The organism is Hyphomonas sp. FCG-A18, assembly GCF_045287255.1.
In the GTDB taxonomy this organism is placed as follows: Bacteria; Pseudomonadota; Alphaproteobacteria; order Caulobacterales; family Hyphomonadaceae; genus Henriciella.
The window spans coordinates 771,713-797,319 of the sequence record NZ_CP137142.1 but is presented as its reverse complement, the minus strand read 5'-3'; the positions used below and the strand labels follow the sequence as shown (position 1 = coordinate 797,319).

The window sequence follows — 25,607 nt, the reverse complement described above, 5'->3', positions numbered from 1 at the left end:
ATGCGGCAAGCCCAAGTCAGGTTGCGCGCGAATAAACTGCCTTGGGAGGGCACGTGCAGATGACCAAAACCACTCGCCGCCAACTTTTGAAATCCGGCGCTGCGCTTGCAGCTTTGACCCCAATTGCAACAGCTTGCGCACCAACCGATTCTGCGGTCGAAATACCCACTCAGGCAACAGAGCCTGCCACACCCGAAACACTCTCCTATTTTGCAAAGAACATTCCGGACGGGCTTGAACAGGTCGCAATGCTGGCAAGAGGTGAGACGACCAGCCTTGAGCTGACCCAAGCTGCGATTGAACGCGCCAAAGCAGCGGAGCCAGCTCTGAACGCTATCGCAAACGATACGTATGAAACGGCCCTGCTGGCCGCAGAAAACCCACCGACCGGAATGTTTGGTGGCGTCCCAACCTTTATCAAGGACCTGCTCGACTGGCAGGATGCGCCAACCCTTTACGGCAGTCGCGCCTTTGAAGGCTATATCGCCCCTGCTGATGCCCCTTTTGCGGCCGCCTGGCGACGCGCAGGTGTGATCAGCCTCGGTAAATCGACCAGCCCGGAAATGGGGTTGATCTCTTCTACTGAACCTCTGGTCACAGGGGCGACTCGTAACCCTTATGATACCCGTCGGATTCCCGGTGGGTCCTCTGGTGGGGCCGCCGCGCTCGTCGCCGCCAGAGTGGTGCCATTTGCCCATGCCAGTGATGGTGGTGGCTCAATCCGTATTCCAGCAGCCTGTTGCGGTCTGTTCGGGCTCAAGCCGAGCCGGGACGCCTTGCCGATCAGCCGGGATAGTGGCCCGGTTTCGATCTCCGTGAACCATGCTGTCACGCTCACCGTTCGTGATAGCGCTGCCCTCTTCGCAGTTGCCGAAGCACCGGAAAACGGACTTACACTAACAGGTAACATAACCGAAGCCTCAACCCGGCGCTTACGCATCGGTTATGCGCCAAACCCAATCAATGGCGCCCAGCTTGACGTGGAAACGCGGGCTGGCATTGAACGCACCGCACAGCTCTGCCGCGATCTTGGCCATGAGGTGATCGATTATTCGATTCCAATTGACGGGGTCGAGTTTGGCGATCAGTTCCTCCTCTACTGGGCCGCCGGCGCTGCCGACTTCGCCCAGCAGGCCAGCCAGTTCAGTGGCAAGCCAATAGGTCCCGATATCCTTGAGCCGTGGACCCTTGGCCTGGCCCAGATGTTTATGCGTCGTCAGGGCGAGTTCGATGCCGCAATCGCCTACCTGAAAGCCTTTGAAGCCATCTATGAAAGCTGGTTTGAGACCTTCGATGTCCTGCTCACCCCAACTGTGTCGACCGTCGCACCGAAGATTGGCGAACAGGCCCCGGATGGTGATTTCGATGCCGTCATGGACAATGTTCTGAACTTTGCCGCCTTCACCGCGCCAATGAATGTATCCGGAGCAGCATCAATGTCTGTGCCTTTGCAGTGGAGTGACGAAGGTCTGCCCATCGGGTCGATGTTCTCTGGTAAGCGCGGGGATGATGGCCTCTTGCTCGCGCTCGCATATGAGCTAGAAGCGGCTCAGCCTTGGATTGACCGCTTACCGACACTGAAGGGCGCTTAAGCGCTTAGGATTTTATGCTGACACGTTTTCTTGCAGCACCGCTTTTGATTGCGGTGCTGGCCATTTTCATGGGCTCTGGCATTGACGCTCTGGTCAAAGCTGTGGCCCCGGATGCTGGCCTTCATCATCTTCTGGCATGGCGTTTCCTGTTTGGGGCGATTATTGCGCTGGCTGTCTTTCGCGCGCGGCGAAAGCCAATACCAAGCTTTGAAGCGACACGCTTTCATACGCTGCGCGGAGCCGTGCAGGTCGCAGCAGCCTTCCTGTTCTTTTATGCGGTTCTCGAGCTTCCGCTCGCACTGGCGACAATTATCGGGTTTACCGCCGCGCTTATGGTCCCGTTCGTGGCCCGCACGCTACTGGGCGAAAGAGTCACCCCTATGGGGCTTGGCGCGGCTCTCGTTGGGTTTGCAGGGGCTGTTCTAGCTATTCAGGGCCTGCCGGAGGGCGATACTGAAACGGGCAATCGCCTCTACGGGATTATCGCCTGCTTCCTTGCCGCCTTTCTCTATGCCCTGACCCTTGTCTTGCTGCGGATGCGCGCAACCAAGGAAGACGCCACAACGATCGCCATGTTCACCAATGTTATTCCGGCCCTGATCCTGTTGCCCATCACCTTTGGTCTATTTGGCGCGCCGAACTGGAGTGACCTGCCAATCTTTGCCCTATTCGGCCTGATGGGGTTTGCGGTCTGGTATCTGATGACGCTGGCCTATGCCCGGGCGCCGGCCCAACAGCTTGCTCCACTGGAGTATACCGCCCTGATCTGGAGCGGCCTGTTCGGCGCGATCTTCTTCCGTGAGTTTCCCGGCTGGCAGACCTGGGCTGGTGCAGCGATCATTATCGTCGCTTGCCTGATCGTGGCGTTTGAAAGCCATTACGCAACACGCCGGGAGGCTAAGCTCCCGGCGAGTGATATTCCTGAATAAGACTCTTTTGTCTGGCCCACCCGCTCCGCCCGCCCAATCACCCCAAGGATAGCCTCTGCGGGCGGTTGGGACGGGGGAGCGGGCGGGCTCAGGTAAACTTAGACGTCGAGGAGCAGACGCTCTGGGTCTTCCAGGGCTTCCTTAACGCGGACAAGGAAAGTCACCGCCTCTTTGCCATCAACGATCCGGTGGTCATAAGACAGCGCCAGATACATCATCGGACGGATCACAACCTGTCCATTGATCGCAACCGGGCGCTGCTCAATACGGTGCATACCAAGAACACCTGACTGTGGGGGGTTCAGGATCGGTGTCGACATCAGAGAACCATACACACCACCATTGGTGATGGTGAACGTGCCGCCCTGCATATCGCCAATGGTCAGGTCACCATCGCGTGCCTTACGGGCAAGATTACCAAGTTCAGCCTCGATACCAGCCAGCGACAGCTCATCCGCATCGCGAACGACCGGAACCACAAGCCCCTTCTCGGTGCCAACCGCCATGCCGATATCATAGTGGTTCTTGTAGATAATGTCGGTGCCATCAATCTCGGCATTCACTGCCGGGATTTCCTTCAGGGCAGACACCACCGCCTTTGTGAAGAAGCCCATGAAGCCGAGCTTCACACCATGCTTTTCAAAGAAGGAGTCTTTGTACTTCTTCCGCAGGTCCATAACCGCGCTCATGTCCACATCATTGAATGTGGTCAGCATCGCAGCGGTTTCCTGCGCCTCTTTCAGGCGGCGGGCGATTGTCTGGCGCAAGCGGGTCATGCGCACGCGCTCTTCGCGTGGGCCCAGATCACGGGCAGGTTTTGCTGCTGCAGGCGCTGCTGCTGCCTTTGGCGTGTTCACGTAATTCAAAGCATCCGCCTTTGTTGCGCGGCCTTCACGACCAGAACCTGGAATATCTGCCGGGTTCACACCCGCTTCTGCAGAGATACGACGCACAGATGGCGCAACCGGGCGATCGCCACTGCCTGTTGCAGGAGCCGCCGCTTGTACCGGAGCCGACTGCGCCGCTGGAGCTGCCGCAGCACTGGCACCTGCACCGGCTGTAATCCGCGCAATAACAGACCCCGGCGTGACCGCGTCTCCTTCACCAACCAGCCATTCAGCGATGACGCCATCAGCAGACGCTGGCACTTCCAGAGCAACCTTATCGGTCTCAATCTCAGCAATTGTTTCGTCTTTCGAGACGCTCTCGCCAACCTGTTTAACAAGTGCGCCAATCGTGCCTTCGGCAACGCTCTCACCCATGCTTGGGACAGCGACATCAACGCTTGCCCCACCAGTGGAAGCGGCAGGGGCGGCGGCGGCTTTTGGGGCTTCGGCTGCAGGTGCCGCTTTCGCGGCACCATTGGCACCGCCAAGACGACCCAGAAGCGCGCCAATCTCAACCGTGTCGCCCTCTTGAGCAACAATTTCGCCTAGTGTTCCAGCTTCTTCCGCAGAAACCTCAACGGCGACTTTATCTGTTTCCAGTTCGACCAGAACCTCATCCTTAGCGACTGCATCGCCTGCGGCTTTCAGCCATTTGCCAACCGTCGCTTCGGTGACGCTCTCGCCCAGAGTTGGGACTACGATATCGGTCATGTCAGGTCTTTGCCTCGTTCTCTTATCTCTATTATCCGGTGACCATAGTGTCTTCGACAGGTTTATCACCGAGGGCGGCGTTCAGGAACGCCTCTTTTTCTCTATTATGGGTCGCAAGCAGACCGGTTGCTGTCGCAGCGGCTGGTGGGCGACCCGCATATTTCGGACGCGGAGCGGTCACACCGACTTTAGCCGCGCACCACTCGATTTCATCCCGGATAAAGGTCCAACCACCCATATTGCGCGGCTCTTCCTGACACCAGACAAGCTCAGCTTGCGGGAAGCGTTTCAGCTCGGTCATCAGGGCCTTGCGTGGCACCGGATAGAACTGCTCGACCCGCAACAGGTAGATGTCATTCGCACCGGTTTTCTCGCGCTCTTCAAACAAGTCGTAATAGACCTTGCCGGAACAGAGAACCACGCGGCGGATCTTATCATCCTTGGCCAGTTTGACCTTGCCTTCACGGCCCGGTGTCTCGGCATCATCCCACAAGACACGGTGGAAAGACGATTTGGTGTTCATGTCATCCAGGCTGCTGGTCGCCAGCTTGTGACGCAGCAGGGATTTCGGCGTCATGATCACCAGCGGCTTACGGAAGTCACGATGAATCTGGCGACGCAATGCATGAAAATAGTTCGCAGGGGTCGTCAGGTTACAGACTTGCCAATTATCCTCAGCGCACATTTGCAGGAAACGCTCAAGCCGGGCCGAAGAGTGCTCAGGACCTTGGCCTTCATAGCCATGCGGCAACAGCATAGTCAGACCGCTCATCCGCAGCCATTTACGCTCCGCGGAGGAAATGAACTGGTCAAAGAAAACCTGTGCACCGTTTGAGAAGTCGCCGAACTGGGCCTCCCACAACACAAGCGCATTCGGATTGGCCAGCGAATAGCCATATTCATAACCCAGCACAGCCTCTTCCGAGAGCAGGGAGTCGATCACCTCATACTCAGCCTGCCCTTCGCGCAGGTTGTTCAATGGCGTGAAACGATCACCGGTCTTTTGATCAACCATATGGCTGTGACGTTGAGAGAACGTCCCGCGACCACAATCCTGACCAGACAGGCGAACATGGAACCCCTCATCGAGAAGCGTGGCATAGGCCAGATGCTCAGCGGTTGCCCAATCCAGACCCTTGCCAGAGGAAATCGCTTCGGCGCGCCCCTTCACGACACGATCCAGCGTGCGGTGAATGTTGACACCTTCTGGCACGGTCGTAATCGACTGGCCCAGCTCTTTCAGCTTGGCTTTGGATACGCCGGTCTTGCCACGACGATCATCGTCTTCGGGTAGACCAAGGCCTTTCCATTCCCCTTCCAGCCAATCAGCCTTCTTGGTTTCGAGCGTCTTGCCATCCTCGAAGGCTTTGTCGAGCATCGTTTCGAACGCTTTAACTTCGGCATCAACTTGCTCAGTAGTCAGCAGGCCTTCAGCGACAAGCCGCTCAGCATACAGCTCACGAGTCGATCTGTGACCCTTGATCTTGGTGTACATGACCGGCTGGGTAAACATGGGCTCGTCGCCCTCATTATGCCCAAAGCGGCGATAGCAGAACATGTCGATGACAACGTCTTTACCAAACTTCTGGCGATACTCCGTCGCCACTTTCGCGGCATAGACGACCGCTTCAGGGTCATCGCCATTCACGTGGAAGATCGGCGCCTGCACCATCAATGCAACATCAGACGGATATGGTGACGAGCGCGAATACATCGGGCTCGTCGTAAAACCAATCTGATTATTGATGATAAAGTGGATTGTCCCGCCTGTGCGATAGCCTTGCAAGCCGGACAGCGCGAAACATTCCGCGACAACACCTTGGCCAGCAAACGCCGCATCACCGTGCAGCAGGAGCGGCAGTTTCTTGGAGCGGTCGAGATTACCCTCATCCTCGGCTTCCATGAACTGTTTGGCGCGTGTACGACCCAGAACGACCGGGTTTACCGCTTCAAGGTGAGACGGGTTGGCATTCATGGTCAGGTGGACCTTATTGCCATCGAACTCGCGATCCGAAGACGCACCCAAGTGATATTTCACATCGCCGGAACCAAACTGCTCAGCGCCTTGAGTCGATCCGCCCATAAACTCATGGAAAATCTTCTCATACTTCTTACCCATAACAGCGGCGAGCATGTTGAGACGACCACGGTGGGCCATGCCGACAACAATCTCATTCACGCCCAGCGCGCCGCCGCGCTTGATGATCTGTTCCAGAGCCGGCACAGCGGCCTCACCCCCGTCCAGACCAAAACGTTTGGTGCCCGGATAGCGCTTATGCAGAAAGCGCTCGAAAGTTTCCCCTTCGATCAGTTTCGTCAGGATCGCCTTTTTGCCCTCAGGCGTAAACGCAACGCCCTTGTCCGGGCCTTCAATACGTTCCTGCAGCCAACCCTTTTCTTCCGGATCGGAAATATGCTGGAACTCAATGCCAAGCGTTGAGCAATAGGTCCGGCGGACGATTTCAAGAATTTGACGAACGCTCGCGCGCTCCAAACCCAAAACGCCATCGATGAAGATGTCCCGATCCATATCGGCTTCTTCGAAACCATAGCTCTTGGGATCAAGCTCAGGCTGATACTCGGCTGTTTCAAGCCCCAGCGGGTCAAGCTGGGCCTGCAAATGACCGCGCATCCGGAAAGCTCGGATCATCATCAACGCACGCACCGAATCCTTAACCGCCTGAGCAATATCGGCCTCAGACGCAGCTGGCGCACCCGCTTTAATTTTCTTCTCCAGCTTCGGCTCAAGCAGGGTCCAGTTGCCATCAAAGGCCGCTGTCTCTTCTGGGGAGGCAGGCTTCGGCCACGCGCCCCGTTTCCAGCTTGCACCATCAGCGTTGCGGCGCGCATCTGCCCCGCCATCGCCAAGCTCTTCAAAGAATGCACGCCAGCTTTCCGGCACTGCATTTGGATTTTCGGCATAGCGGGCCTGCATCTGTTCGATCCAGACCGCACTGCCCCCGTAAAGGAATGCTGTATCCAGCATTGCCGCGTTCGCGACACTGCGATTGCCATTCACCGGGGAACCATCATCTGCCATGTATAAACCGTCCTCACATCAGCTAAGGACGGCCCGGCGGGGTCATAATGGCCTCGTCTGACCGCCCATCGAACCCATATAGGGCACGATTATCCTTTCAAAACCTCTACCATGGTCGTGCCGAGTCGGGCAGGGCTTGGTGACACTTTTATGCCAGCAGCCTCCATTGCCGCGATTTTGCTCTCTGCATCGCCCTGTCCGCCTGAAACAATGGCACCAGCATGACCCATAGTGCGACCCTTTGGCGCTGTCCGGCCAGCAATGAAGCCGACCATCGGTTTCTTGCGGCCTTTTTTCGCTTCATCGATCAGGAATTGAGCGGCTTCTTCTTCCGCAGAGCCACCAATTTCACCGATCATGATGATTTGCTCGGTCTCATCATCGGCCAGGAACATCTCCAGCACGTCGATGAATTCTGTACCCTTAACCGGGTCACCACCGATCCCAACCGCAGAGGTTTGGCCAAGACCCGCCATAGAAGTCTGGTAAACCGCTTCATAAGTCAGGGTTCCGGAGCGAGACACAACGCCGACAGACCCCTTCTTGAAGATCTTGCCCGGCATAATGCCAATCTTGCACTGCTCAGGGGTCAGCAGACCTGGGCAGTTTGGACCGATCAGGCGCGAGTTTGATTTATCGAGCTTGGCTTTGACCCGAACCATGTCGAGCACAGGCACACCTTCTGTAATACAAACGATCAGCGGAATTTCCGCATCAATCGCTTCTTCGATGGCCGCTGCGGCGCCGGCTGGCGGAACATAGATGACTGATGCATCAGCACCAGTCGCGTTACGCGCATCAGCTGCAGTTGCATAGATTGGGAGCTCTTTGCCGCTATCGGCGGTCCAGTTTGTGCCCGCTTTTTTCGGGTGTGTCCCGGCAACCATTTGCGTACCGAAATACTCGAGCGCCTGATTGGTGTGGAAGCTACCGGTTTTCCCGGTCAGGCCCTGGACGATAACTTTGGTATCTTTGTTGATGAGAATGGACATGGTTTCGGTCCTTGATCCTTGGGTCGCAACGCGTGCGAGAATAATTCCTTAGGGCGAAGCTTAAGCGCGCACGGCCTCTACGATTTTCTTGGCGGCATCATCCAGATCATTGGCCGGAATGATGTTCATGCCAGAATTGGCGAGGATTTCCTTGCCTTCATCGACATTTGTACCCTCAAGGCGAACAACCAATGGCACAGCCAGATTGGTTTCTTTTACAGCCTGGATAACCCCTTCAGCGATGACATCACACTTCATGATCCCGCCGAAAATGTTGACCAGAATGCCCTTAACAGCTGGGTCTTTCATGATGATCTTAAACGCAGCAGCCACTTTCTCCGCATTGGCACCGCCGCCAACGTCACAGAAGTTTGCAGGCTCTTCACCATACAGTTTGATGATGTCCATCGTCGCCATAGCCAGGCCCGCGCCGTTGACCATGCAACCGATTGTGCCGTCGAGCGCAATATAGGCGAGGTCCCATTCAGACGCTTCAATCTCTTTTTCGTCTTCTTCGGTGGTGTCGCGCAACTCCATGATGTCAGGGTGACGGAACAGAGCATTGCCATCAAAAGAGACTTTCGCGTCGAGCACGCGCAGGTCGCCGCTATCCATGACGATCAGCGGGTTGATCTCCAACATCGCCATGTCTTTTTCGGTGAAGGCTTTGTAGAGGATCGGGAACAGCTTCATGCCGTCTTCGCGGGCTTTGCCTTCCAGCTTCAGAGCATCGCAGAGCTTCTCTGCGTCAGCGGCATCAACCCCATCGCCGACAGGCAAGGTCAGGATTTTTTCCGGAGTTTCGTGAGCGACTTCCTCAATGTCCATGCCGCCTTCAGTTGAAGCAACAAAAGCGATCTGCCCGGTTGCGCGATCAACCAGCATAGAGAGGTAAAGTTCACGAGAGATATCAGCGCCGTCTTCGATATAGAGGCGGTTGACCTGCTTACCTTCGGCAGAGGTTTGCGCCGTCACGAGGTGATTGCCGAGCATCGCCTTGGCGTGGGCAATCGCTTCATCCTTGGAAAAGCCAAGGCGAACACCGCCCTTCTCTCCGGCTGCTGCTTCAATGAACTTGCCTTTACCGCGGCCACCAGCGTGGATCTGGCTTTTCACAACCCAAAGCGGTCCTGGCAGGGCATTCACCGCCGCTTCGATCTCGTCCTCAGACAGGACAGGAACGCCGTTTGCGACAGGTGCGCCAAAGGATTTAAGGACAGCCTTGGCCTGATATTCGTGAATGTTCATGGGAGTTCAGCCTCTTTCAGCATGGGACGGGTACCTCATGTTGCACCCGCGAAAGTGCGCCCGCTTATAGCACCGCGATTCACCCTGACAACCGCACCAAAGTCCTAGATCGTCCCAGAACGGTGAGACAACGCTGTCAGGGGCAAACTCTGCCTATGCGTCAAGCACACCCGGGGTTCTCAGATAGGCCGAGTCCCCGGGTTATGAGCCGTTTCGCGAATCGATTGTTGAAGGATTGCGCTCAAGAGGCCGCAGGTGCCCCTCTATTCCACTCCGATTTCGTCGAAGTCCAAGCTGTTCTGACGAACCACGGCGCCCTGATTGTCCTTGATCGACATTACAACCTTGCGCTGCGCCCAGTCGATATTAATAGCCCCATAGTTTTCAGGTGCAAACCCGGCTCCAACCTGACGCTCATCAACCTCATCGCTCTCATCGCGGAAACTGACATTCAAAGAGGACGCTGTGAGTTCACCCGCCGTGTAAGGCAACACATCACCCTCTTCATACAGGAATGCGGTGTGGCGATCACCGGAAACAAACACAACACCTGTGGCATCGGTGCTCTTGATCAGATCAAACAGGCGCTGACGCTCATCCGGCATAGTCGACCAAGCTTCCCAGCCATGCACGGTCGGCATGATCTGAATGGATGAAACCACCAAACGGATATCCGCTGGCTTCTGCAGTTGGTTTTCAAGCCAGGTCCACTGCGTGGCTCCCAGCATATCCTGCATAGATCCGGCAGGAGCCGGCAGATAGCGCTCTTTGCCTTTTGCTCCGTGTTCATCTGTTGGGGTCAACGCAGAGCGGAAAAAGCGCGTATCGAGCATGATCACCTGAACCCGTTGTCCCTCAGGGCCAAAACTGCGCGCATAATACGTGCCCGGCCACTGACCAACATCCTGATCCTCAAGGCCCCAGAAGACTTCATGGATACGTTCCGCCAGGCCGCGGAATGGGAATTCCTTGCCAGCATCATTGGCGCCATAGTCATGGTCATCCCAGGACACCATCATTGGTACGTTTTCCCGAACAGCTTTAAAATCATCGCGCGCGGCCAGATCGGCAAAAGATTCTCGAAGCTCATCAAGGTCAGCTTCATTATTGATGTATGAGCGCCCATCCAGATCACCGTAAACATTGTCACCAACCATCAGGAACAGGTCTGCATTTTCACCCGCGATAGATTGCAATGCCGCGCTCGGACCGCGCTCCTCGTCCAGACAAGACCCGACAAGAATCTCTGAAATCACTGCAGAGCTGGCTGGAAGTGGTTTGCCACTCGGTGCCTTTGGAAACGCACTATCCGGGATCGTATTATAGTAATAGGCAAGTGCTTCCTGAGCTGTTTCCGGTTTTGGCGTAAACGGATTGGATAATGTCGGACCATTGGCTGCGCAGGCAGCAAGGGTCAGCACAGATGCAGTTGCAAGAACAGTACGGATCATTCGGAATCTCCAGAAAAACGCCAGGAAAGGCATGTGTCGCCCCCCGTCTAAACACAGATTGCGACACTTGTTTAACTGATTCCGTCTCTACGCCGCGAAAAACATTGTCCACATGATCCGTCCAGGCAAAAAGCTGAACATTCCAGCGATGATGATGCCACCAAAGAACATGCCTGTCATGGCTTTGCGGTGCTCTTTGACCTTGCGCCGACGAATAGCCGCAATGCCAAAAGGCAGAGCCAGGACCGTCCAGGCCGAGATGGCGTGGATCGGGCTATACCATTTCCCCATCAGCCCGGTGATAAAGAAAGATGAGATCGCTGTAACCGCCATTGCGCCAACCCAGGCCCAACCAAGCGGTTTATGGATACCACGTCCCTTGGGGCCAAACATCAGCACCGTGCCAATGCCAAAGGCTGAGAGGGCGGCGATGACATGAACCTGGATCGTTAAAGGCGCCGCTATAAGTGGCTCCAAAGACAAGCGAAATTGGGGCTCAATTTCAGGATTGAATCTGAAAATGATGGCACTGATTATGGTGTAGATCACACCCGCGCCAGCAATAATCCAGGCCCATTCCGGTATAGTCTTGAGCAAATCCCGAAAGCGCTGTCTGTCTGTTATCGTCGTCATTTGCAATCCCTCCCTTTGCTTACGCCCAGGTGCCATGAAAACCGAGCGGCCAGGCATAGTCGGCGCGCCAGATGCAAACCGGGCCATCACTCACGCGGGCCGCATCAAAGACACAAATATCGGTCGTGCGCGTCTTCAGGTTGAGAACTGGCCCGATCAGCCAGCTATCTTCTTCCCGCGTGCTGCCGGGCTTGGGCACGAACAGGAATTCCTCGACCATAAGTGTATCGCCGAAATCAAACGTATCGGTCTGTCCGCTATCCCAGTTGTGCACTGACAAGCTGGTCGAACCCGGTGTCTTTGCTGATGGCCCGGTGACCAGAGCCGTCAGGCGCCGCGGCAAGCCATGCAGGCGCGGGTCCACTTGCGGAAACTCGCCGTCGAGGCCCGTTTCAACCAAACGCGCATCGCCTTTTACAGGGATGACAATTTGGGTCAGATCACTGACCATGCTACCATCACGCCCGGCCCACTCACCGCGAATTTCTTCTAGACCGCCGCCTGCGCCGAGAACAGGTTCTTTGTAAAGCGCCGCATCAATCCGGATGGTTCCGTCAGCCTCCTCCCAGGCCGCACCGGTGTGAAAGAAAGCCCGCGCCGGGCCTTGCGCCCATCTTTGCTTGGAGAAGTCATCCTTATCAACGATCAGGAATTTGAAGCCTTCTTCAGGCCGCCACTCAAATCCTTCAACAACGGGCGGACGTAAGGCTTCATTGATCCACGGTTGCACCATGATGATGAGATGGCGCTCGGTCATCGCCCAATCATGGACGTAAGACGCAATCCCCATGTTCAACAGGCCGAAATCTCGCAACACGCCGTCTTTGCCAATCTTGTAGACGCCAACATTTGGGCCAGCGACAGCAAGGTTCCAGACTGTGCCGTCCGGCTCCCGCTTGGGGTGGGCCAGGAATGGCATAGCGGTCAGATCATCGCGCCAGACCTTTGGGCCTTTCGTGTCGAGGGTTTCAGCATCCATTGCGATTGCCGAACCCGCCTCCCACAGTGCCAGAAGCTCACCATTCACGACCATCACGGACGTATTGGCCGCATTCACATCATCGGGTCCCATTACCGCAAAGTCAGGATGCCCCGCTGTGCCGAAGCCAGAGGCCATGACCTTGTTGGCGGCAAGCTCAACCTGTCTCTTGTTGGTATCGACGAACCGCCCGGTATGGATCGCCTGTCCGTCGCCAATCGCGATGCGCTGGACCATGCCGTCACCGTCAAACCAGTGACCGATATAGTCGTCCTGTCCGTACAGGAATTGTGCAGGCCCATTGCGATAGAGGTTACCCTGTAAGCCTTTGGGTGCCTTGCCATACACAAGGCGCAGGGGCGCGGGGCCAAACCCTTGTGCTGGCGCATTGGCATAACCGAGATGCCAGTCAGGTATGGTCTTTGTTTGTCCAAAAGCCGGGGTCAGCCCCAAGCCGGTAAAGCTCGTTGCGGCGGCAGTTGCCCCGAGAAAATGACGACGAGAGAGGGTCATGAGAGTAGCCTTTCAAACGTGAACCCGCCCCCGAAACGGGGACGGGACACTTCTGGGGGGGATTAGTTGATGCTGATCGTCTGGCTGGCGCCGTCAGCAGAAACAGTGAACTTCGCAGCATCCCATTTGGCTGGGCCGAAGCGGCCTTTGGCATTGTTTGAGAAGGCAAATGGCTCAGTCGGCATACCGAACGGATTGGTGTTCATTTCACCATTGCCATCGACATCATGGAACATTTTCAGGCCATACTCGCCCGGCTCGAGGCCTTCGATGGTTACGGTTTCAGTTGCCTCATCAACCGTAACATTCGCACCTGTGAGCGCAGCGCCACTTTCGTAACCTTCAGCATCATAAACCCCGATCTGGATTTCTCCTTGGGTCTTTTTGATATCTTCCAGCGTGATGGTCAGGGAACCGGCATTGGCAACGGGTGCAATCAGGGCGGTGGCTAAAACGGATGCGGCAAGAATAGCTTTACGGGTCATGTGAGTCTCCTATGTGTTATCTGGTCAGCGGGGCGGGCCTGCTGTGAAACAAGACATGACAGGGCGACTGAGGGCGTGCAGCACCATCTTCATGAAACGGCTGGAATCCTTCGCGAAATACCGCCATTGTCATTCACGAAACGCGAATGACAGGGGCAAACAGCTTGCGAGACGTGACTGACATGCACAACCGTGGCCGAAGTTTCCTGATACTTCTGGCGATTGCTGCATTTCTCGCCTTCATCAATCCTTACAACGCGACAGGAGACCTATCCTATCCGCTGGCCCTGGCCTACTGGACAGGCATGATCATAGCGGGCGGGGTCACTGCCGAGCTATGCATGAGCCTCTATGAGCGGATTCGACCGCAAGGCCCGGTCTGGGGCATGCTGGCGACGGGTGCGCTGACATCAGCATTCTCCGTCACTGCCTTTATCCTGTTCATCGAAATCAACTTTCAGGGTTCGGTCCCGATGAAATACTGGCCGCGGCTCTATGGCCTGGTTCTGGTTATATCGATTGCTATCACTCTCATCGGTTACATTACGAGCATGGCCTTTGATCCTAAACCCGAAGATCAAACAGCTAACACGGATCCAACCGCAAGCTTCATGGCACGCCTGCCCGTCAAATATCGCACGGCAACGCTACACGCGATCGCATCAGAAGATCACTACCTTCGGGTTTATACGAGCCTTGGGGAAGAACTGATCCTGATGCGATTGGCTGACGCTGAGCGGGAATTGTCGAGCGCAGACGGCCTGCGTGTTCATCGCAGCTGGTGGGTCGCCAAAGCGGGTGTGACTGACGAGCGCAAGGATAGTGGCCGTAGCTTCCTAATCCTGCCATCGGGCACGGAAGTCCCTGTGTCCCGCAGCTATCGTGCGAAAGCGAAAGAAGCTGGATTTATTAGTTAGTAGGAAAAGCAGCCTTGAGCCCGGTTCATGTGAGCACCAAAGGTGCGATACGGAACCTGCTTGGCGCTGTTGACCCGCAGGGTCTCAGAACAGCGCCCAAAAAAAGACCCATTCAAAACACGCATAGCCCATATTCGGTATCGACAGTGTTCATGTGGCCCCGTCACCCCCATCTGGTGGTTAACACAAGACAACAGGGCCAGAACGGCCCGAAAGAAAGCAAGACCGATGAACACGTCACACACTCTCTCCCGCACGATCAGCGTACTCGCCCTCGCCGCCCTGACAGCCACACTCTTCCTGATGGCCTTCGCGCCGAACACTTCGCTTTATTCAGGTTAAAGTGCTTTCGGTCCACCCGGCATGACCGGACGGTCGCGCCAGCCGCCCATACTGCGTATCCGGTCATACATGACCAGTGCCCCGGCCAGAGACACATTGATACAGAACTTGGTCGGAATTTTTACAACATGATCGCATTTCGCGACCATCGCCTCTGACAGGCTCCCTCGCTCCGGCCCCAGCACATAAGCCGCCATCCGCGGATGGCGAAACTCCGGCAACTCAACGGCATCGTCGGTCAGTTCGATCCCGACCATTTGCAGGCCCTTTGGGAACACCATCTCGTCAATCGAATCCCACTGATAGTATGGCACAGTCTTGAATGTCCTGGACGTATCGGCCTTATAGGCGATCTTGGTCTTGTCCTCAGCATTTACCGAAAACACAAAACTTGCGCCAAAGGCATTGGCTGTGCGCATCAGCGCGCCAAGATTCATCGGCTTTGAAATCCCTTCGGCTCCGATCGCAAAGTAGCCCTTCATAGCGCGCCTCCAAAGCCAAACCGCCAAACCGCCACAACAACCAGCATGAGAACAGGTCCAACCAGCGTACCGCGCCGCGCCAGTTGCAGATGACCAACCGCTTGAGGGTGGGTTTCGCGCAGCCAGTTTTGCACCTGCCCGGCCTCCCCTTCAGCATCACCTGCCAGTGGTGTCGCTTTCGCCCCGGTTTTGACCACACCCGCGTCTGTAGTCGGGAATTTCTCCTGCGCCGCCAGAAACAGCGCCTGCACGATCAGGCCGCGCATCTGTGCCGATAATAGCCAGATGAACCCGCATACGCCGAGCCCGACAATAAGAAAGATGGTTCCGCTCAAGGCGCTACTCTCCGCTACGTGACGTCTTCACACGCGGCGTTGCCACGGCTACCGTCAGGCCGTCAATGTAACAGAACAGAATTGCCTGAAGGAAACGACCATGAAAGCCTTGCTCTCTAAAGCACCCGGTGGACCAGAAACCCTCGTGCTGGAGGATATCCCCTCCCCGATGCCGGGCAAAGGCGAGGTTCTGATTGATGTCAAAGCCATCGGCATCAACTTCCCTGACACGCTGATCATCCGCGACATGTACCAGTTTAAACCAGAGCGTCCGTTCAGCCCGGGTGGCGAGGTTTCTGGCGTCGTCAAAGCGCTCGGCGAAGGCGTTACCAATCTCAGTGTTGGCCAGCGGGTCATCGGCTCGTGCGGCTGGGGCGGTATGCGTGAGGAACTCGTGCTCGATGCCGGGCGCTGCATTCCAATCCCGGACAGCGTGCCATTCGAGGAAGCCGCCGCTTTCGTCATGACCTATGGCACCAGCTATTATGCCCTGAAAGATCGCGCCGATCCAAAGCCGGGTGAGAAGCTCCTCGTTCTTGGCGCTGCGGGCGGTGTCGGTATTGCCGCGGTTGAGCTTGGCAAGGCCATGGGTCTTGAAGTCATCGCGGCCTGTTCAACACAGGAGAAAGTCGATTTCTGCCTCTCCAAAGGCGCCGACCATGGCCTTGTCTATGAACGCGCCCCGCTTGATCGCGGCCAGCAAAAGGCCCTCTCGAACCAGATCAAGGAGATTAGTGGCGGCGGCGTCGACATCATCTATGACGGCGTTGGCGGCGACTATGCCGAACCTTCCATCCGGGCGATGAACTGGGAAGGTCGCTTCCTCGTCATTGGCTTCCCGGCAGGCATTCCGGCCATTCCGTTGAACCTTACCCTACTGAAATCCTGTGACATTCGCGGCGTCTTCTGGGGCGCAGCCGTGGCCCGCGATCCAAAAGCCAACCAGCAGAACCTGGCCGAGATGTTTGCCATGTATCAGGAAGGCAAGATCAAGCCGCATGTGAGCAAAACCTTCCCGCTCGATCAGGGTGGCGACGCCATCCAATACCTCATGGACCGCAAAGCCATGGGGAAAGTGGTCGTGACGGTTTAGAATAGCCAAGCCCCAGAGCAGGCATTTGTCTGCTTTGGGCCATTTATGGCTTGCGCCCAACAACGCCTGTTGCACATCCAAAGAAGTATTTTTTGAAATCAACCTCTAAGCCTGCAGCACGCAGAAATTCGGCAAATTGCTCTGCGTTTCCGAAGTTCGTGCTGTAAGTTCCTATCATTGCAAAATCCTGCGCTCCACGCATGAATACCCGTTCGATAAGTGGTAAAATGCGTTTGAGGTGAAACAGATATAGCGGGCGCAACCACCAACCTTTGGGATCGGAGGCTTCGACGAAGGAAAAAACACCACCTGACTTCAGAACTCTGAAAACGAGATCGGCAAGGCGTTTATGCTGCTCAGGAGTGAATGTTTTCAGTCCGAACGTCGAAATAAGAAAATCACATCCATCTGGTTTTAGCTTACTGCTCAGAACGTCATCCTCGATGAATTCAACTGTGCGTTTACGGTAGTCATGAAGCCTATCGATTGCGCGTTTGTGCATGCCACTAGAGATATCTATTGCGGTAATGGATTTGGTCTGAGGTAACCGCTTCCAAATGTGAGGCCATACTTCGCCAGTACCCGCCATCAGATCAAACCCCGTGGGTGCGTCAGCAGGGGGTATAGGCATATTCAATACTGCTTGTTTCCGCCATCGCTCTGTAAAACCCAAAGAACAAATGTAGCTAAATGCTATGTACTTCTCAGAGCAACGATCAAAGACGCCTTTGACGTAGGCAGGGTCATATATGTCCGGCGCACTTTCCATTTTTAATCCTCCAATGAGTGATCACAGAATGGTTTGCCTGGCGTGTCGATAAGGCAAACTCGCCAACTTTGTTTTGTCTCCTTTAAGGCCAAAAGCGAAAAGGTTAGCCACTAATGACATTAATGAGCTCTTGTTCCAGCCCTAAAAGCCCCATACCTCAAACCCATGCCTGAACTGCCCGAAGTTGAAACTGTCCGACGGGGTCTGAGCCCCGCTATGGAAGGCCGCGTGATCGAGCGGCTGGCCGTCAATCGCCCGGACTTGCGGTTTCCGTTTCCAGAGCGTTTCAGGGAACGTATTGAGGGCGCGACCATTACTGCGATGGGGCGGCGCGCGAAGTTTCTGGTCACTGAACTCGACACAGGCGAAGCGCTGATCATGCACCTGGGCATGTCCGGGCGCTATACTGTGAATACGCAGGCGACCGCAGACTTCCACCATGACCCGGGTACCAATCCGGCCCATGATCACGTCATCTTCCACATGGGTGGCGGGGCGACGGTCACTTACAATGATCCCCGCCGATTTGGCTTCATGGAACTATGGCCAACCGAAGATCTGGCCAATTATCCGCGCATCAAGCACCTCGGACCAGAGCCACTGTCCAACCATTTCAATGCCGATTATCTCAGTGAGGCACTGGCGGGCAAACAAGCCCCGATCAAGGCCACCCTGCTCGACCAGTCCATCATTGCCGGGCTTGGCAATATCTATGTCTGTGAAGCCCTCTATCGCTCCGGGATCAGCCCCCGCCGCAAGGCCAGCACTATTCCCGGCGCTCGCGCTACGCGTCTTGCCCCGGCCATCAATGCGGTCATCGCTGAGGCGATTGAAGCGGGCGGTTCTTCAATCTCGGACTTTGCCAGCGCCAGTGGAGAGCTTGGCTATTTCCAGAAAGCCTTTGCCGTCTATGACCGCGAAGGGGAAGCCTGCCCGCAATGCAAGGGCCCGATCAAACGTCTGGTTCAATCGGGCCGCTCCAGTTTTTATTGTGGCGCATGCCAACGTTAGGGCCTAATTGCCCCAAAGGCGCTGCCACCACTTCTTTTTCTCTTTTTTCGGCGTGACACCGACCGCAGCGGCTGAATAGCCACCATCGGCCATCTTGGTCTTGATCTCTTCAAGCTCCCAACCGGTCAGCTCGCGCAGGGTCTTGGCTTCAGCGTCCCAGCGCTCCACCAAACCTTCGGCATATTCGCCAGCGGCTTCACACTGACCATAATCACCCCGCCAAGGATGGCGCAGGACATAGCGGCCCTGATAATTCTCGCGGTCACCCGTCACCTGAAACATCAAGTCTTCCGGGAAAGTCTTACCATCATAGCGCACATGCAGGCGCGTCACGAAAGCGTCGACGGGCTGTGGCCCCGGTCTGATTCGGCCCGGCATTGGGCGCGGCATCGGCTGTATGTCACCTGCCCCACCTTCATCCAGCCACATGACGCCCAGTTCGCGGAGCTGCGAGGCCGAAAGCGGGTTCGCCGCACACGGATCGCACCAGCTCATGTCCCAGGCATATTCCATGAACACGGCCTTGCCGCCGCGCTTCTCAGTCTGGTGCTCGAACATGGCTTTATAGAACTCACCAAACTCGTCTTTGACGAAGATCGGCACATCCATATTGGAAGGCAGTTTGACCGTTTGGTAGTTCAGCGTCTCCACCCGGCCCTTACGTGTAATCGCAAAGACGAACAGCTCCTGTTTGCCCTCGGCATTCACGGTGCCAAGGCGGATGGGCAACATGAAATCCTCATCCTCATAAGCGACCTGAATTGGACGCAGCATAGCCGAGCCGTCATGACGCTCCAGATTCACCTTGGCGACAAAGAATTTCATTCCACGCTTCAGGTAAGCGCCAACGACTTCTTCCGCGCCATCAGGAATGCGATAGCCATTGCCGTTGAGCCATGTGATCAGACCATCGCTCTCCTCAGCCGACAGGATCAGGATGTCATATTCGCCAACCTCGTATTCGGCCTCAATAGTAACGCCGAGGTCTTCGGCTTCATCAACCGCGCCCCCCATCATTGGGGCTGGCTGTGGTGCTTCGGTCATGGCCATGCGCTCATACATGACGCGATCACACGGGTTTTCATCATAGTATTCGACCAGACGCGGCGCGGTATATTCATCGAGATGATCGACCAGAGCCGGGTTGGCGACATTAATTTGTTCGCGTTCTGGAATATCCACCACGGGCACAACCATGGCGAACTCACTCGCCTCACCGCGATAGTCGGACGCCATCGTGATCACTGTGCGTTCATCATCACGCACCAGCACGACTTTTGAGGCATCATTGAACAGATCGGTATCGGCTTTGGCGACATAAAAGCCGCAAAACGCCGATGCGACAGGCGCACTAAGCGCGAAGGAAGCGAGGCCGAGCGCGCACGCCGAGAGTAGCCGTTTCAGGGCCATTTTGAGTCTCCTCAGTTGGGGTCCATTCGAACCGTCGTGCCGGGAACACGCGATCCAGAATCGGGGTTAGAATTGCCAAAATCGCGAGCGCCATCAAAGGCGCGCCGCGAACATTCGGTCCGATCACAAACCAGGCTGCCAGAGCCGCAACACAAGCGGCAAAGATGATCCGGCCGATCCGACGATCCGGGGTTGAGCGCGGGTCCGTAATCATAAAGAAGGCAAAGACCAGCAGCGCACCAGAGCTTAAATGATGCATTGGAATGGTCAGGGGATCACCCAGCCACAATGCCCGCGCGACCATGATCGCCGCATATGTGCCAAGAAAGCCGAGCGCGATGTCCAGCCGCTTGGCACTTGATAGAACCAACGCCGCAAGCGCCAGTGCATATCCGGCCAGCAGAGGCGCCTGCCCCCACTGCCCCGGCGAAACCCAGGCCTCACGTCCGAAGACCAGCATCACCGCGACAATACCAATACAGGCTGGGTTGAACACATGCTTGCCGTTCAGCCGAACCGCAAACTTCAGGCCCACACCGACTAGGCCCGCCACAAACCATAGCCAAGGCGCCGTCGCCCTGAGTAGGATGGACAGGGACAAAGACGTGATCAGCGCCGACTTCCATTGAAACTTGGATTTGGTGATCACGGCTCCGGCCAGTTGGGCCGTCATCGCGCCAAAGATCGCCATCGCCAAGTTCACTGGCTTTGCGCCAAAATCGCTGGTCAGAAAAGAGATTGAGAACAAGCCCGACAGCGCCAAGATCTGCCAATGTCTGGCATCCCTGTTCACAGCCTTGAACGCTGCAACCGCTTGATTCCTCACTCCCATATCTAAAGACGTGCGCCTCAAATGCGGGCAAAATTGGGCGAGTTTTGACACACCCGCGACACACAGGGCTATGGCTCTTTAACCCTTGCCCGTTTAAATGGCCGACATGAGTGCACAAGACACAGTCTCTTTCGGCTTCGAAACCGTCACGCCCGATGAAAAGGTGGACCGCGTCAAAGGCGTGTTCCGGTCGGTCGCGTCCAAGTATGACGTGATGAATGATTTCATGTCCGTAGGCATTCACCGTCTGTGGAAGCATGACACGATGACCCGCCTCAACCCACAACCGGGCGAGGCGCATCTCGATGTTGCTGGTGGTACGGGCGAGTTGGCCCGTTCTTTCCTGCGCCGCGCCGATGCCGCGGGGCAAAGACGCGGCGACACGCGGAAAGCCACGGCCATCGTCTGCGACATCAATGATGCCATGTTGGAAGCCGGTAAGGCGCGCCCAGACACGGCTGAATGGGGCGAGCGTCTCAACTGGGTCTGCGCCGATGGTACAGCCTTGCCCTATCCCGATCGCAGCTTCGATGCCCTGACCATCAGTTTCGGTATTCGCAACTTTGCTGACCGTGTGGCCGGCCTGCGCGAGTTCAAGCGCGTTCTGAAACCCGGTGGTCGTCTCGCGGTTCTGGAGTTCACAGAAATGACTGCGCCCCTGCTCCAGAAAGCCTATGACACTTACAGTTTCAATGTCATTCCAAAGGTCGGCGAAATCGTTACGGGCGACCGTGACAGCTATCAATATCTCGTGGAATCGATCCGCCAGTTCCCGGATCAGGAGACGTTTAAGGCTGAAGTCGAAGGCACGGGTTTCTCCAATGTCACGGTCACCAATTTTTCAGGCGGAATTGCCGCGCTGCACTTCGGATGGGCAATCTAGATCATGTTTAAAGCGCTCGCTGATTATGCTCGCCTGTTGCGTGCCGGAACGGCGCTGGCGCGTCACGATGTGATCCTGCCGGGGGAATACCATTCTCGCCTGCCTTTCCCAGCAAAGCTTGCGGGCAAAACGCTGCGCCTGTTTGGCGGCAGGACGAAAGGCCGTCAGGGAGAGCGCCTCGCCACCGCGCTGGAAAAGCTAGGTCCTGCCTATATCAAACTGGGCCAATTCATCGCGACCCGGCCCGATGTCTTCGGGGTCGAAACCACAACCGATCTCTCCCGCCTGAAAGACAAGCTGCCCCCCTTCAGCATGGAGGACGCACGCAAGGCCCTGAACGAGGAGTTTGGCGAGGAAGACGCCCCCCGTCTTTTCCCCGATCTATCCGACCCGGTCGCTGCGGCATCGCTGGCGCAGGTCCACAAGCTGGAAACCCCGGAAGGCACAAAAGCCGTCAAAATCCTGCGTCCCGGCGTTGAAACTCTGATCTCAAATGAGTTGCGTGCCATGGGCCGCGCCGCCCGCACCGTCGAGCGCGTCAATGTTGAGAGCCGCCGGATGGAACCGGTGAAGTTCACGCAGACTGTCGCGGCCAGCATGATGAAAGAACTCGACCTGCGGCTTGAGGCTGGCGGGGCTGACGAAATGCGCGCCATGAGCCTGAAAGACGGCCACTTTCAAGTGCCGAAAGTCGATTGGACCCGCACGGGGAAGAGAGTTCTGACGACAGACTGGGTTGATGGCCTGCCCATGACCTCTGCAGATACTTTTGATGTCCCCTATGTCACCCGCGAGGCCCTCGCCAACACCGTGACCAGAGGCTTCTTAAGTCACGCTATTCATCACGGCGTTTTCCATGCTGATATGCATGAAGGCAACATGATCCTGACCCCCGAGGGACAAATCGGTCTGGTCGATTTCGGCCTAATCGGACGGATAGGATTGAATGAACGCCGCTTCCTCGCCGAAATCCTCTGGGGCTTCCTCAAGCGCGATTATTACCGCGTCGCCGAGGTTCACTTCGAGGCCGGATACGTCCCCGCGGACAAATCGGTTGGCGACTTTGCGCAGGCTCTACGCAGTGTTGGGGAGCCTATTCACGGCAAGGATGCCAGTGAAGTCTCTATGGGAAGATTGCTCCTGCAATTGCTTGATTTCACACATACTTTCGGGATGCATATGCGCCCGGAACTGGTCCTACTGCAAAAGACGATGGTGCAGGTCGAAGGCGTTGCCCGCAGCATTGACCCCAATCATGACATCTGGGCTGCCGCAGAGCCGATCGTCAAAGACTGGATCACCCAGAATCTCGGTCCGGCTGGGGCTGGTAAACTGCTGTTTCAGAACGTCAAAGAGGTTACGGATCGCCTCAAACGCCTGCCTGAAATCATGGACCGTTATGAGGAAAGCCTAACGCCGACAATACCGCCTATTCCCCCCCGCGAGCGGTTTGCGCCATGGTGGGGCTGGTTTGGATTCTTCCTCGGGATTGGGGCGCTCGTCACCCTGATCGTCTATAGCTAGTCACCCAGAACGCAGGCATCCAATCCGTCTGATTGCACCACACGCATACGCGTCTGATAGGTGCCTGCCTGTTTCCTGACAAAAGGTCCCGGTGGATCCAGACGATAGCGATTGGGGCTCGGCAAAACCGCGGCCAGTAAGGCCGCTTCACGCGCGGTTAAATCCGCTGCAGACTTGCCAAACCGTGCCTGCGCTGCCGCTTCTGCACCGAACAGCCCATCGCCCCATTCAGCGATGTTCAGGTAGACTTCCATCACCCGTTTCTTGCCCCAGAAGCCATCGATGAACACCGCCATCCAGGCCTCCCCACCTTTGCGCGGCAGGCCACCCCCATTCCAGAAGAAAACATTCTTGGCGGTTTGCTGGGTGATGGTTGATCCACCTCTGACACGTCCCGTTTCGCGGCGCTCTTCCAGCGCTTCCTGAATAGCATTCAGGCTCACGCCCTGATGCTTACAAAAGCCTGCATCTTCAGCAGCGATCACAGCGCGTACGAGATGCGGTGAGATGTCTTCAATCCTTGTCCAACTGCGCTGAACTTCATGTCCCTCAACAGCGCGGATCGCCATGTTCGCGGTGCCCGGAACCGGGACAAAGAAGAGTAACAATGCATAGACATGGACGGTCACGAAGAACCCTGCGAGGAATTTCACCCCCAACCAAAGCCAGCCACCTATGCCCCGGGTTTGCTTTGCCATTCCGCCTGCACATCCTCGTCGGTTTCATGATCCAATCGCGCCGCCTTTTCCACATCAAAACAGGCGGAATCAAGGCGGGAGAGTGCCCATATGGCTGCGCCGCGAACGACAGGGTTTGGGTCAGCAAGGTGTGGAATGACACTCTGTTCGATAAGCCCATGATTTGCCGAATTTCCGATCGCGATCAGAACATTTCGCAAGAACCTATCCCGCCCAATCCGTTTGATGGGCGATCCTGAAAACAGTTCCCGAAACGCGGCATCATCCAGCGCAGACAGCTCATCCAATCCCGGCCCTTTCAGCTCCGCCCGTGCCCAGAAAGCGCTCTCAGACGCAACCTCGGCAAACTTGTTCCATGGGCAAACCGCCAGACAATCATCACAGCCATAAATCCGGTTCCCCATCGCTTCACGGAACTCATGCGGGATGGGGGCTTTGTGTTCAATTGTCAGATAGGAGATGCAGCGTTTGGCATCGAGTTGATAGGGCGCAGGAAATGCCTTGGTCGGGCAGACATCAAGACAAGCCCGACAAGACCCGCAATGATCAATCTCAGGCGCATCAGCCTCTAGCTCTGCATCGGTCAGCATCACCCCCAGAAACAGCCATGAGCCAAGGTCACGCGAAACGAGATTGGTATGTTTTCCCTGCCAGCCGACACCCGCCTTTGCCGCTAGGGGCTTTTCCATCAGGGGCGCTGTATCGACAAAGACTTTCACCTGCGCCTGCGTTTGCGTCACAAAGGCCCGTGCCAGCGCTTTGAGCCGTTTTTTCAGAAGATCATGATAGTCTTTACCCCGCGCATAGACGGAAATGTTTCCCTCATCGGTACGCGCGAGCATGGTCATTGGGTCATGGTCAGGCCCGTAATTCAGCCCCACAACCACCGCAGACTTGGCCTCAGCCCACATCGAGGTTGGAGCCTTGCGCCGCTCCAGCGTCGTTTCCATCCATTCCATGGAGCCATGTCGCCCGGCCTCAACAAAGGCTACCAGCCGTTCGCCAGCCTGCCATGGCTCATCCGCACGGCATATCCGGCAAGCATCGAACCCGAGGTCCAGAGCAGTGGTTTTGACAAAATCTTCCAAGGGAAAACGACCTAAAAATCCAGATCCGCATAGTGACGCGCTGGCTTTGCGCTGCCAACCCTGTCCTCCAGCAAGGGCCGGAAGGATGGGCGTGATTTCATCCGCCCGTACCAGGCCTTGAGGTCTGGCACAGCCTCCCACAGGACATCCCCGAAATAGTCATAGGCGGACAGATGCGCGGCAACACTGAGGTCAGCGAACGATAGGTTCCGCCCGGCAAGATAGGCCCGTTCCCCAGCCAAGGCGTCTAGAAAGGTCAATCGGTTCTTCAACGCGTGAGCGCCCTGACGCATGGCCTGACTATCAGGGGCACTATCGCGCCGTACCCACTGGTTTACGCGTTCTGCCAACAAAGTGTTATTGATCCCGGCAAAGCTTTCCTCGGCCCATTGCCAGAGACGACGGGCCTCAGCCCGCTCTGCAGGCGGGAACGGTAACAGACGCGGACTGGATTGCGCCTCTTCAAGATATTCACAAATCGCCATCGTCCCGACACAGGACACACGCGTTTCAGCATCAGTGTCGAGCAGAGCCGGCTGGCTCGCCCCCGGTGCGAGTGCAGATAATTCGAGATCGGCGACCCATGGTGTTATGACAATAGCTTCCACACCCCACCCCTTCTCTCCAAGGGCGAGGCGGACTGTCCGGGCGAGCGGATCAATCGGCCAGTACCAGAGCCGTTTCATCTTTCCACTCCCCAAAGGAAAAGCGAATCCGCCGGTGTCATGAGGGTGGATAAAACCTTAAAAGCCTTAGCCAATCC

23 protein-coding genes are annotated in these 25,607 nt (G+C 56.4%); 7 read left to right on the top strand and 16 right to left on the bottom strand.

What is annotated here, in order from left to right; all coding sequences use genetic code 11:
• Positions 1-59 precede the first annotated feature (59 nt).
• Positions 60-1,592, top strand: a complete 1,533-nt coding sequence (locus tag RYZ27_RS03855; protein WP_406681043.1) for an amidase — start codon at positions 60-62, stop codon at positions 1,590-1,592.
• 14 nt (positions 1,593-1,606) lie between these two features.
• Entirely contained in the window at positions 1,607-2,521 is a 915-nt protein-coding gene (locus RYZ27_RS03850; protein ID WP_406681042.1) for a DMT family transporter, read from the top strand.
• A 98-nt stretch (positions 2,522-2,619) separates the two neighbouring features.
• Here RYZ27_RS03850 and odhB read toward each other — a convergent pair whose 3' ends face one another.
• The 8 genes from odhB to RYZ27_RS03810 form a co-directional block, all read right to left on the bottom strand.
• Positions 2,620-4,119, bottom strand: coding sequence for a 2-oxoglutarate dehydrogenase complex dihydrolipoyllysine-residue succinyltransferase (gene odhB, locus RYZ27_RS03845; protein ID WP_406681041.1), 1,500 nt, complete (start codon positions 4,117-4,119; stop codon positions 2,620-2,622).
• 31 nt (positions 4,120-4,150) lie between these two features.
• Positions 4,151-7,159: a 2-oxoglutarate dehydrogenase E1 component gene (locus RYZ27_RS03840; protein WP_406681040.1), complete on the bottom strand. Its 3,009-nt coding sequence runs from the start codon at positions 7,157-7,159 to the stop codon at positions 4,151-4,153.
• A gap of 89 nt (positions 7,160-7,248) precedes the next feature.
• Positions 7,249-8,151 (bottom strand): succinate--CoA ligase subunit alpha, encoded by a 903-nt coding sequence (sucD, locus tag RYZ27_RS03835; RefSeq protein WP_406681039.1) that lies wholly within the window; start codon positions 8,149-8,151, stop codon positions 7,249-7,251.
• Positions 8,152-8,211: 60 nt separating this feature from the next.
• Positions 8,212-9,399, bottom strand: coding sequence for an ADP-forming succinate--CoA ligase subunit beta (sucC, locus tag RYZ27_RS03830; protein ID WP_406681038.1), 1,188 nt, complete (start codon positions 9,397-9,399; stop codon positions 8,212-8,214).
• A 263-nt stretch (positions 9,400-9,662) separates the two neighbouring features.
• On the bottom strand, positions 9,663-10,850 hold the full coding sequence (locus tag RYZ27_RS03825; protein ID WP_406681037.1) for an alkaline phosphatase D family protein: 1,188 nt from the start codon (positions 10,848-10,850) through the stop codon (positions 9,663-9,665).
• Positions 10,851-10,937: 87 nt separating this feature from the next.
• The gene (locus tag RYZ27_RS03820) at positions 10,938-11,483 is read right to left on the bottom strand and encodes a DUF2306 domain-containing protein (RefSeq protein ID WP_406681036.1); all 546 of its coding nucleotides are present in this window, start codon (positions 11,481-11,483) and stop codon (positions 10,938-10,940) included.
• 19 nt (positions 11,484-11,502) lie between these two features.
• Positions 11,503-12,975 (bottom strand): carotenoid oxygenase family protein, encoded by a 1,473-nt coding sequence (locus RYZ27_RS03815; protein WP_406681035.1) that lies wholly within the window; start codon positions 12,973-12,975, stop codon positions 11,503-11,505.
• 62 nt (positions 12,976-13,037) lie between these two features.
• A complete protein-coding gene (locus tag RYZ27_RS03810) occupies positions 13,038-13,460 on the bottom strand; it encodes a DUF2141 domain-containing protein (protein ID WP_406681034.1) in 423 nt (140 codons plus the stop codon).
• Positions 13,461-13,642: 182 nt separating this feature from the next.
• Between RYZ27_RS03810 and RYZ27_RS03805 the strand changes: the two genes are divergently transcribed.
• Positions 13,643-14,377, top strand: coding sequence for a LytTR family DNA-binding domain-containing protein (locus RYZ27_RS03805; RefSeq protein WP_406681756.1), 735 nt, complete (start codon positions 13,643-13,645; stop codon positions 14,375-14,377).
• 338 nt (positions 14,378-14,715) lie between these two features.
• Here the strand turns inward: RYZ27_RS03805 and RYZ27_RS03800 are convergent, their stop codons facing one another.
• Together RYZ27_RS03800 and RYZ27_RS03795 are read right to left on the bottom strand one after the other, a co-directional pair.
• Entirely contained in the window at positions 14,716-15,201 is a 486-nt protein-coding gene (locus RYZ27_RS03800) for an RNA methyltransferase (RefSeq protein WP_406681033.1), read from the bottom strand.
• Positions 15,198-15,536 carry a hypothetical protein gene (locus RYZ27_RS03795; RefSeq protein WP_406681032.1) on the bottom strand — a complete coding sequence of 113 codons (339 nt, stop codon included), beginning with the start codon at positions 15,534-15,536 and terminating at the stop codon, positions 15,198-15,200. The genes RYZ27_RS03800 and RYZ27_RS03795 overlap by 4 nt, the downstream gene beginning before the upstream one ends.
• Positions 15,537-15,636: 100 nt before the next feature.
• On the opposite strand from RYZ27_RS03795, the gene RYZ27_RS03790 reads away from it, so the two are divergent.
• Entirely contained in the window at positions 15,637-16,629 is a 993-nt protein-coding gene (locus tag RYZ27_RS03790; protein ID WP_406681031.1) for an NADPH:quinone oxidoreductase family protein, read from the top strand.
• 43 nt (positions 16,630-16,672) lie between these two features.
• On the opposite strand, the gene RYZ27_RS03785 is transcribed toward RYZ27_RS03790, so the two are convergent.
• Complete coding sequence (locus tag RYZ27_RS03785) at positions 16,673-17,398, bottom strand: class I SAM-dependent methyltransferase (RefSeq protein ID WP_406681030.1); 726 nt, start codon at positions 17,396-17,398, stop codon at positions 16,673-16,675.
• A 165-nt stretch (positions 17,399-17,563) separates the two neighbouring features.
• Here RYZ27_RS03785 and mutM point away from each other — a divergent pair, with 165 nt between their 5' ends.
• Positions 17,564-18,409, top strand: a complete 846-nt coding sequence (gene mutM / locus RYZ27_RS03780) for a bifunctional DNA-formamidopyrimidine glycosylase/DNA-(apurinic or apyrimidinic site) lyase (RefSeq protein ID WP_406681029.1) — start codon at positions 17,564-17,566, stop codon at positions 18,407-18,409.
• A 3-nt stretch (positions 18,410-18,412) separates the two neighbouring features.
• Here the strand turns inward: mutM and RYZ27_RS03775 are convergent, their stop codons facing one another.
• Both RYZ27_RS03775 and RYZ27_RS03770 read right to left on the bottom strand, forming a co-directional pair.
• Complete coding sequence (locus RYZ27_RS03775; protein ID WP_406681028.1) at positions 18,413-19,819, bottom strand: DUF2330 domain-containing protein; 1,407 nt, start codon at positions 19,817-19,819, stop codon at positions 18,413-18,415.
• Positions 19,761-20,651, bottom strand: coding sequence for an RnfABCDGE type electron transport complex subunit D (locus tag RYZ27_RS03770; RefSeq protein WP_406681027.1), 891 nt, complete (start codon positions 20,649-20,651; stop codon positions 19,761-19,763). Before RYZ27_RS03770 ends, RYZ27_RS03775 begins: the two co-directional genes overlap by 59 nt.
• A 106-nt stretch (positions 20,652-20,757) precedes the next feature.
• On the opposite strand from RYZ27_RS03770, the gene RYZ27_RS03765 reads away from it, so the two are divergent.
• Positions 20,758-21,534 carry a class I SAM-dependent methyltransferase gene (locus RYZ27_RS03765; RefSeq protein WP_406681026.1) on the top strand — a complete coding sequence of 259 codons (777 nt, stop codon included), beginning with the start codon at positions 20,758-20,760 and terminating at the stop codon, positions 21,532-21,534.
• Between the two features lie 3 nt (positions 21,535-21,537).
• Positions 21,538-23,058, top strand: coding sequence for an AarF/UbiB family protein (locus tag RYZ27_RS03760; RefSeq protein WP_406681025.1), 1,521 nt, complete (start codon positions 21,538-21,540; stop codon positions 23,056-23,058).
• Here RYZ27_RS03760 and mtgA read toward each other — a convergent pair.
• The 3 genes from mtgA to RYZ27_RS03745 are packed head-to-tail and all read right to left on the bottom strand — an operon-like array spanning position 23,055 to position 25,530.
• A complete protein-coding gene (gene mtgA / locus RYZ27_RS03755) occupies positions 23,055-23,756 on the bottom strand; it encodes a monofunctional biosynthetic peptidoglycan transglycosylase (protein ID WP_406681024.1) in 702 nt (233 codons plus the stop codon). The two genes, RYZ27_RS03760 and mtgA, sit on opposite strands and share 4 nt — an antisense overlap.
• Positions 23,732-24,844, bottom strand: coding sequence for a tRNA epoxyqueuosine(34) reductase QueG (gene queG / locus RYZ27_RS03750; RefSeq protein ID WP_406681023.1), 1,113 nt, complete (start codon positions 24,842-24,844; stop codon positions 23,732-23,734). The genes mtgA and queG overlap by 25 nt, the downstream gene beginning before the upstream one ends.
• 11 nt (positions 24,845-24,855) lie before the next feature.
• Positions 24,856-25,530 carry a glutathione S-transferase family protein gene (locus RYZ27_RS03745; protein ID WP_406681022.1) on the bottom strand — a complete coding sequence of 225 codons (675 nt, stop codon included), beginning with the start codon at positions 25,528-25,530 and terminating at the stop codon, positions 24,856-24,858.
• Between the last annotated feature and the right edge of the window lie 77 nt (positions 25,531-25,607).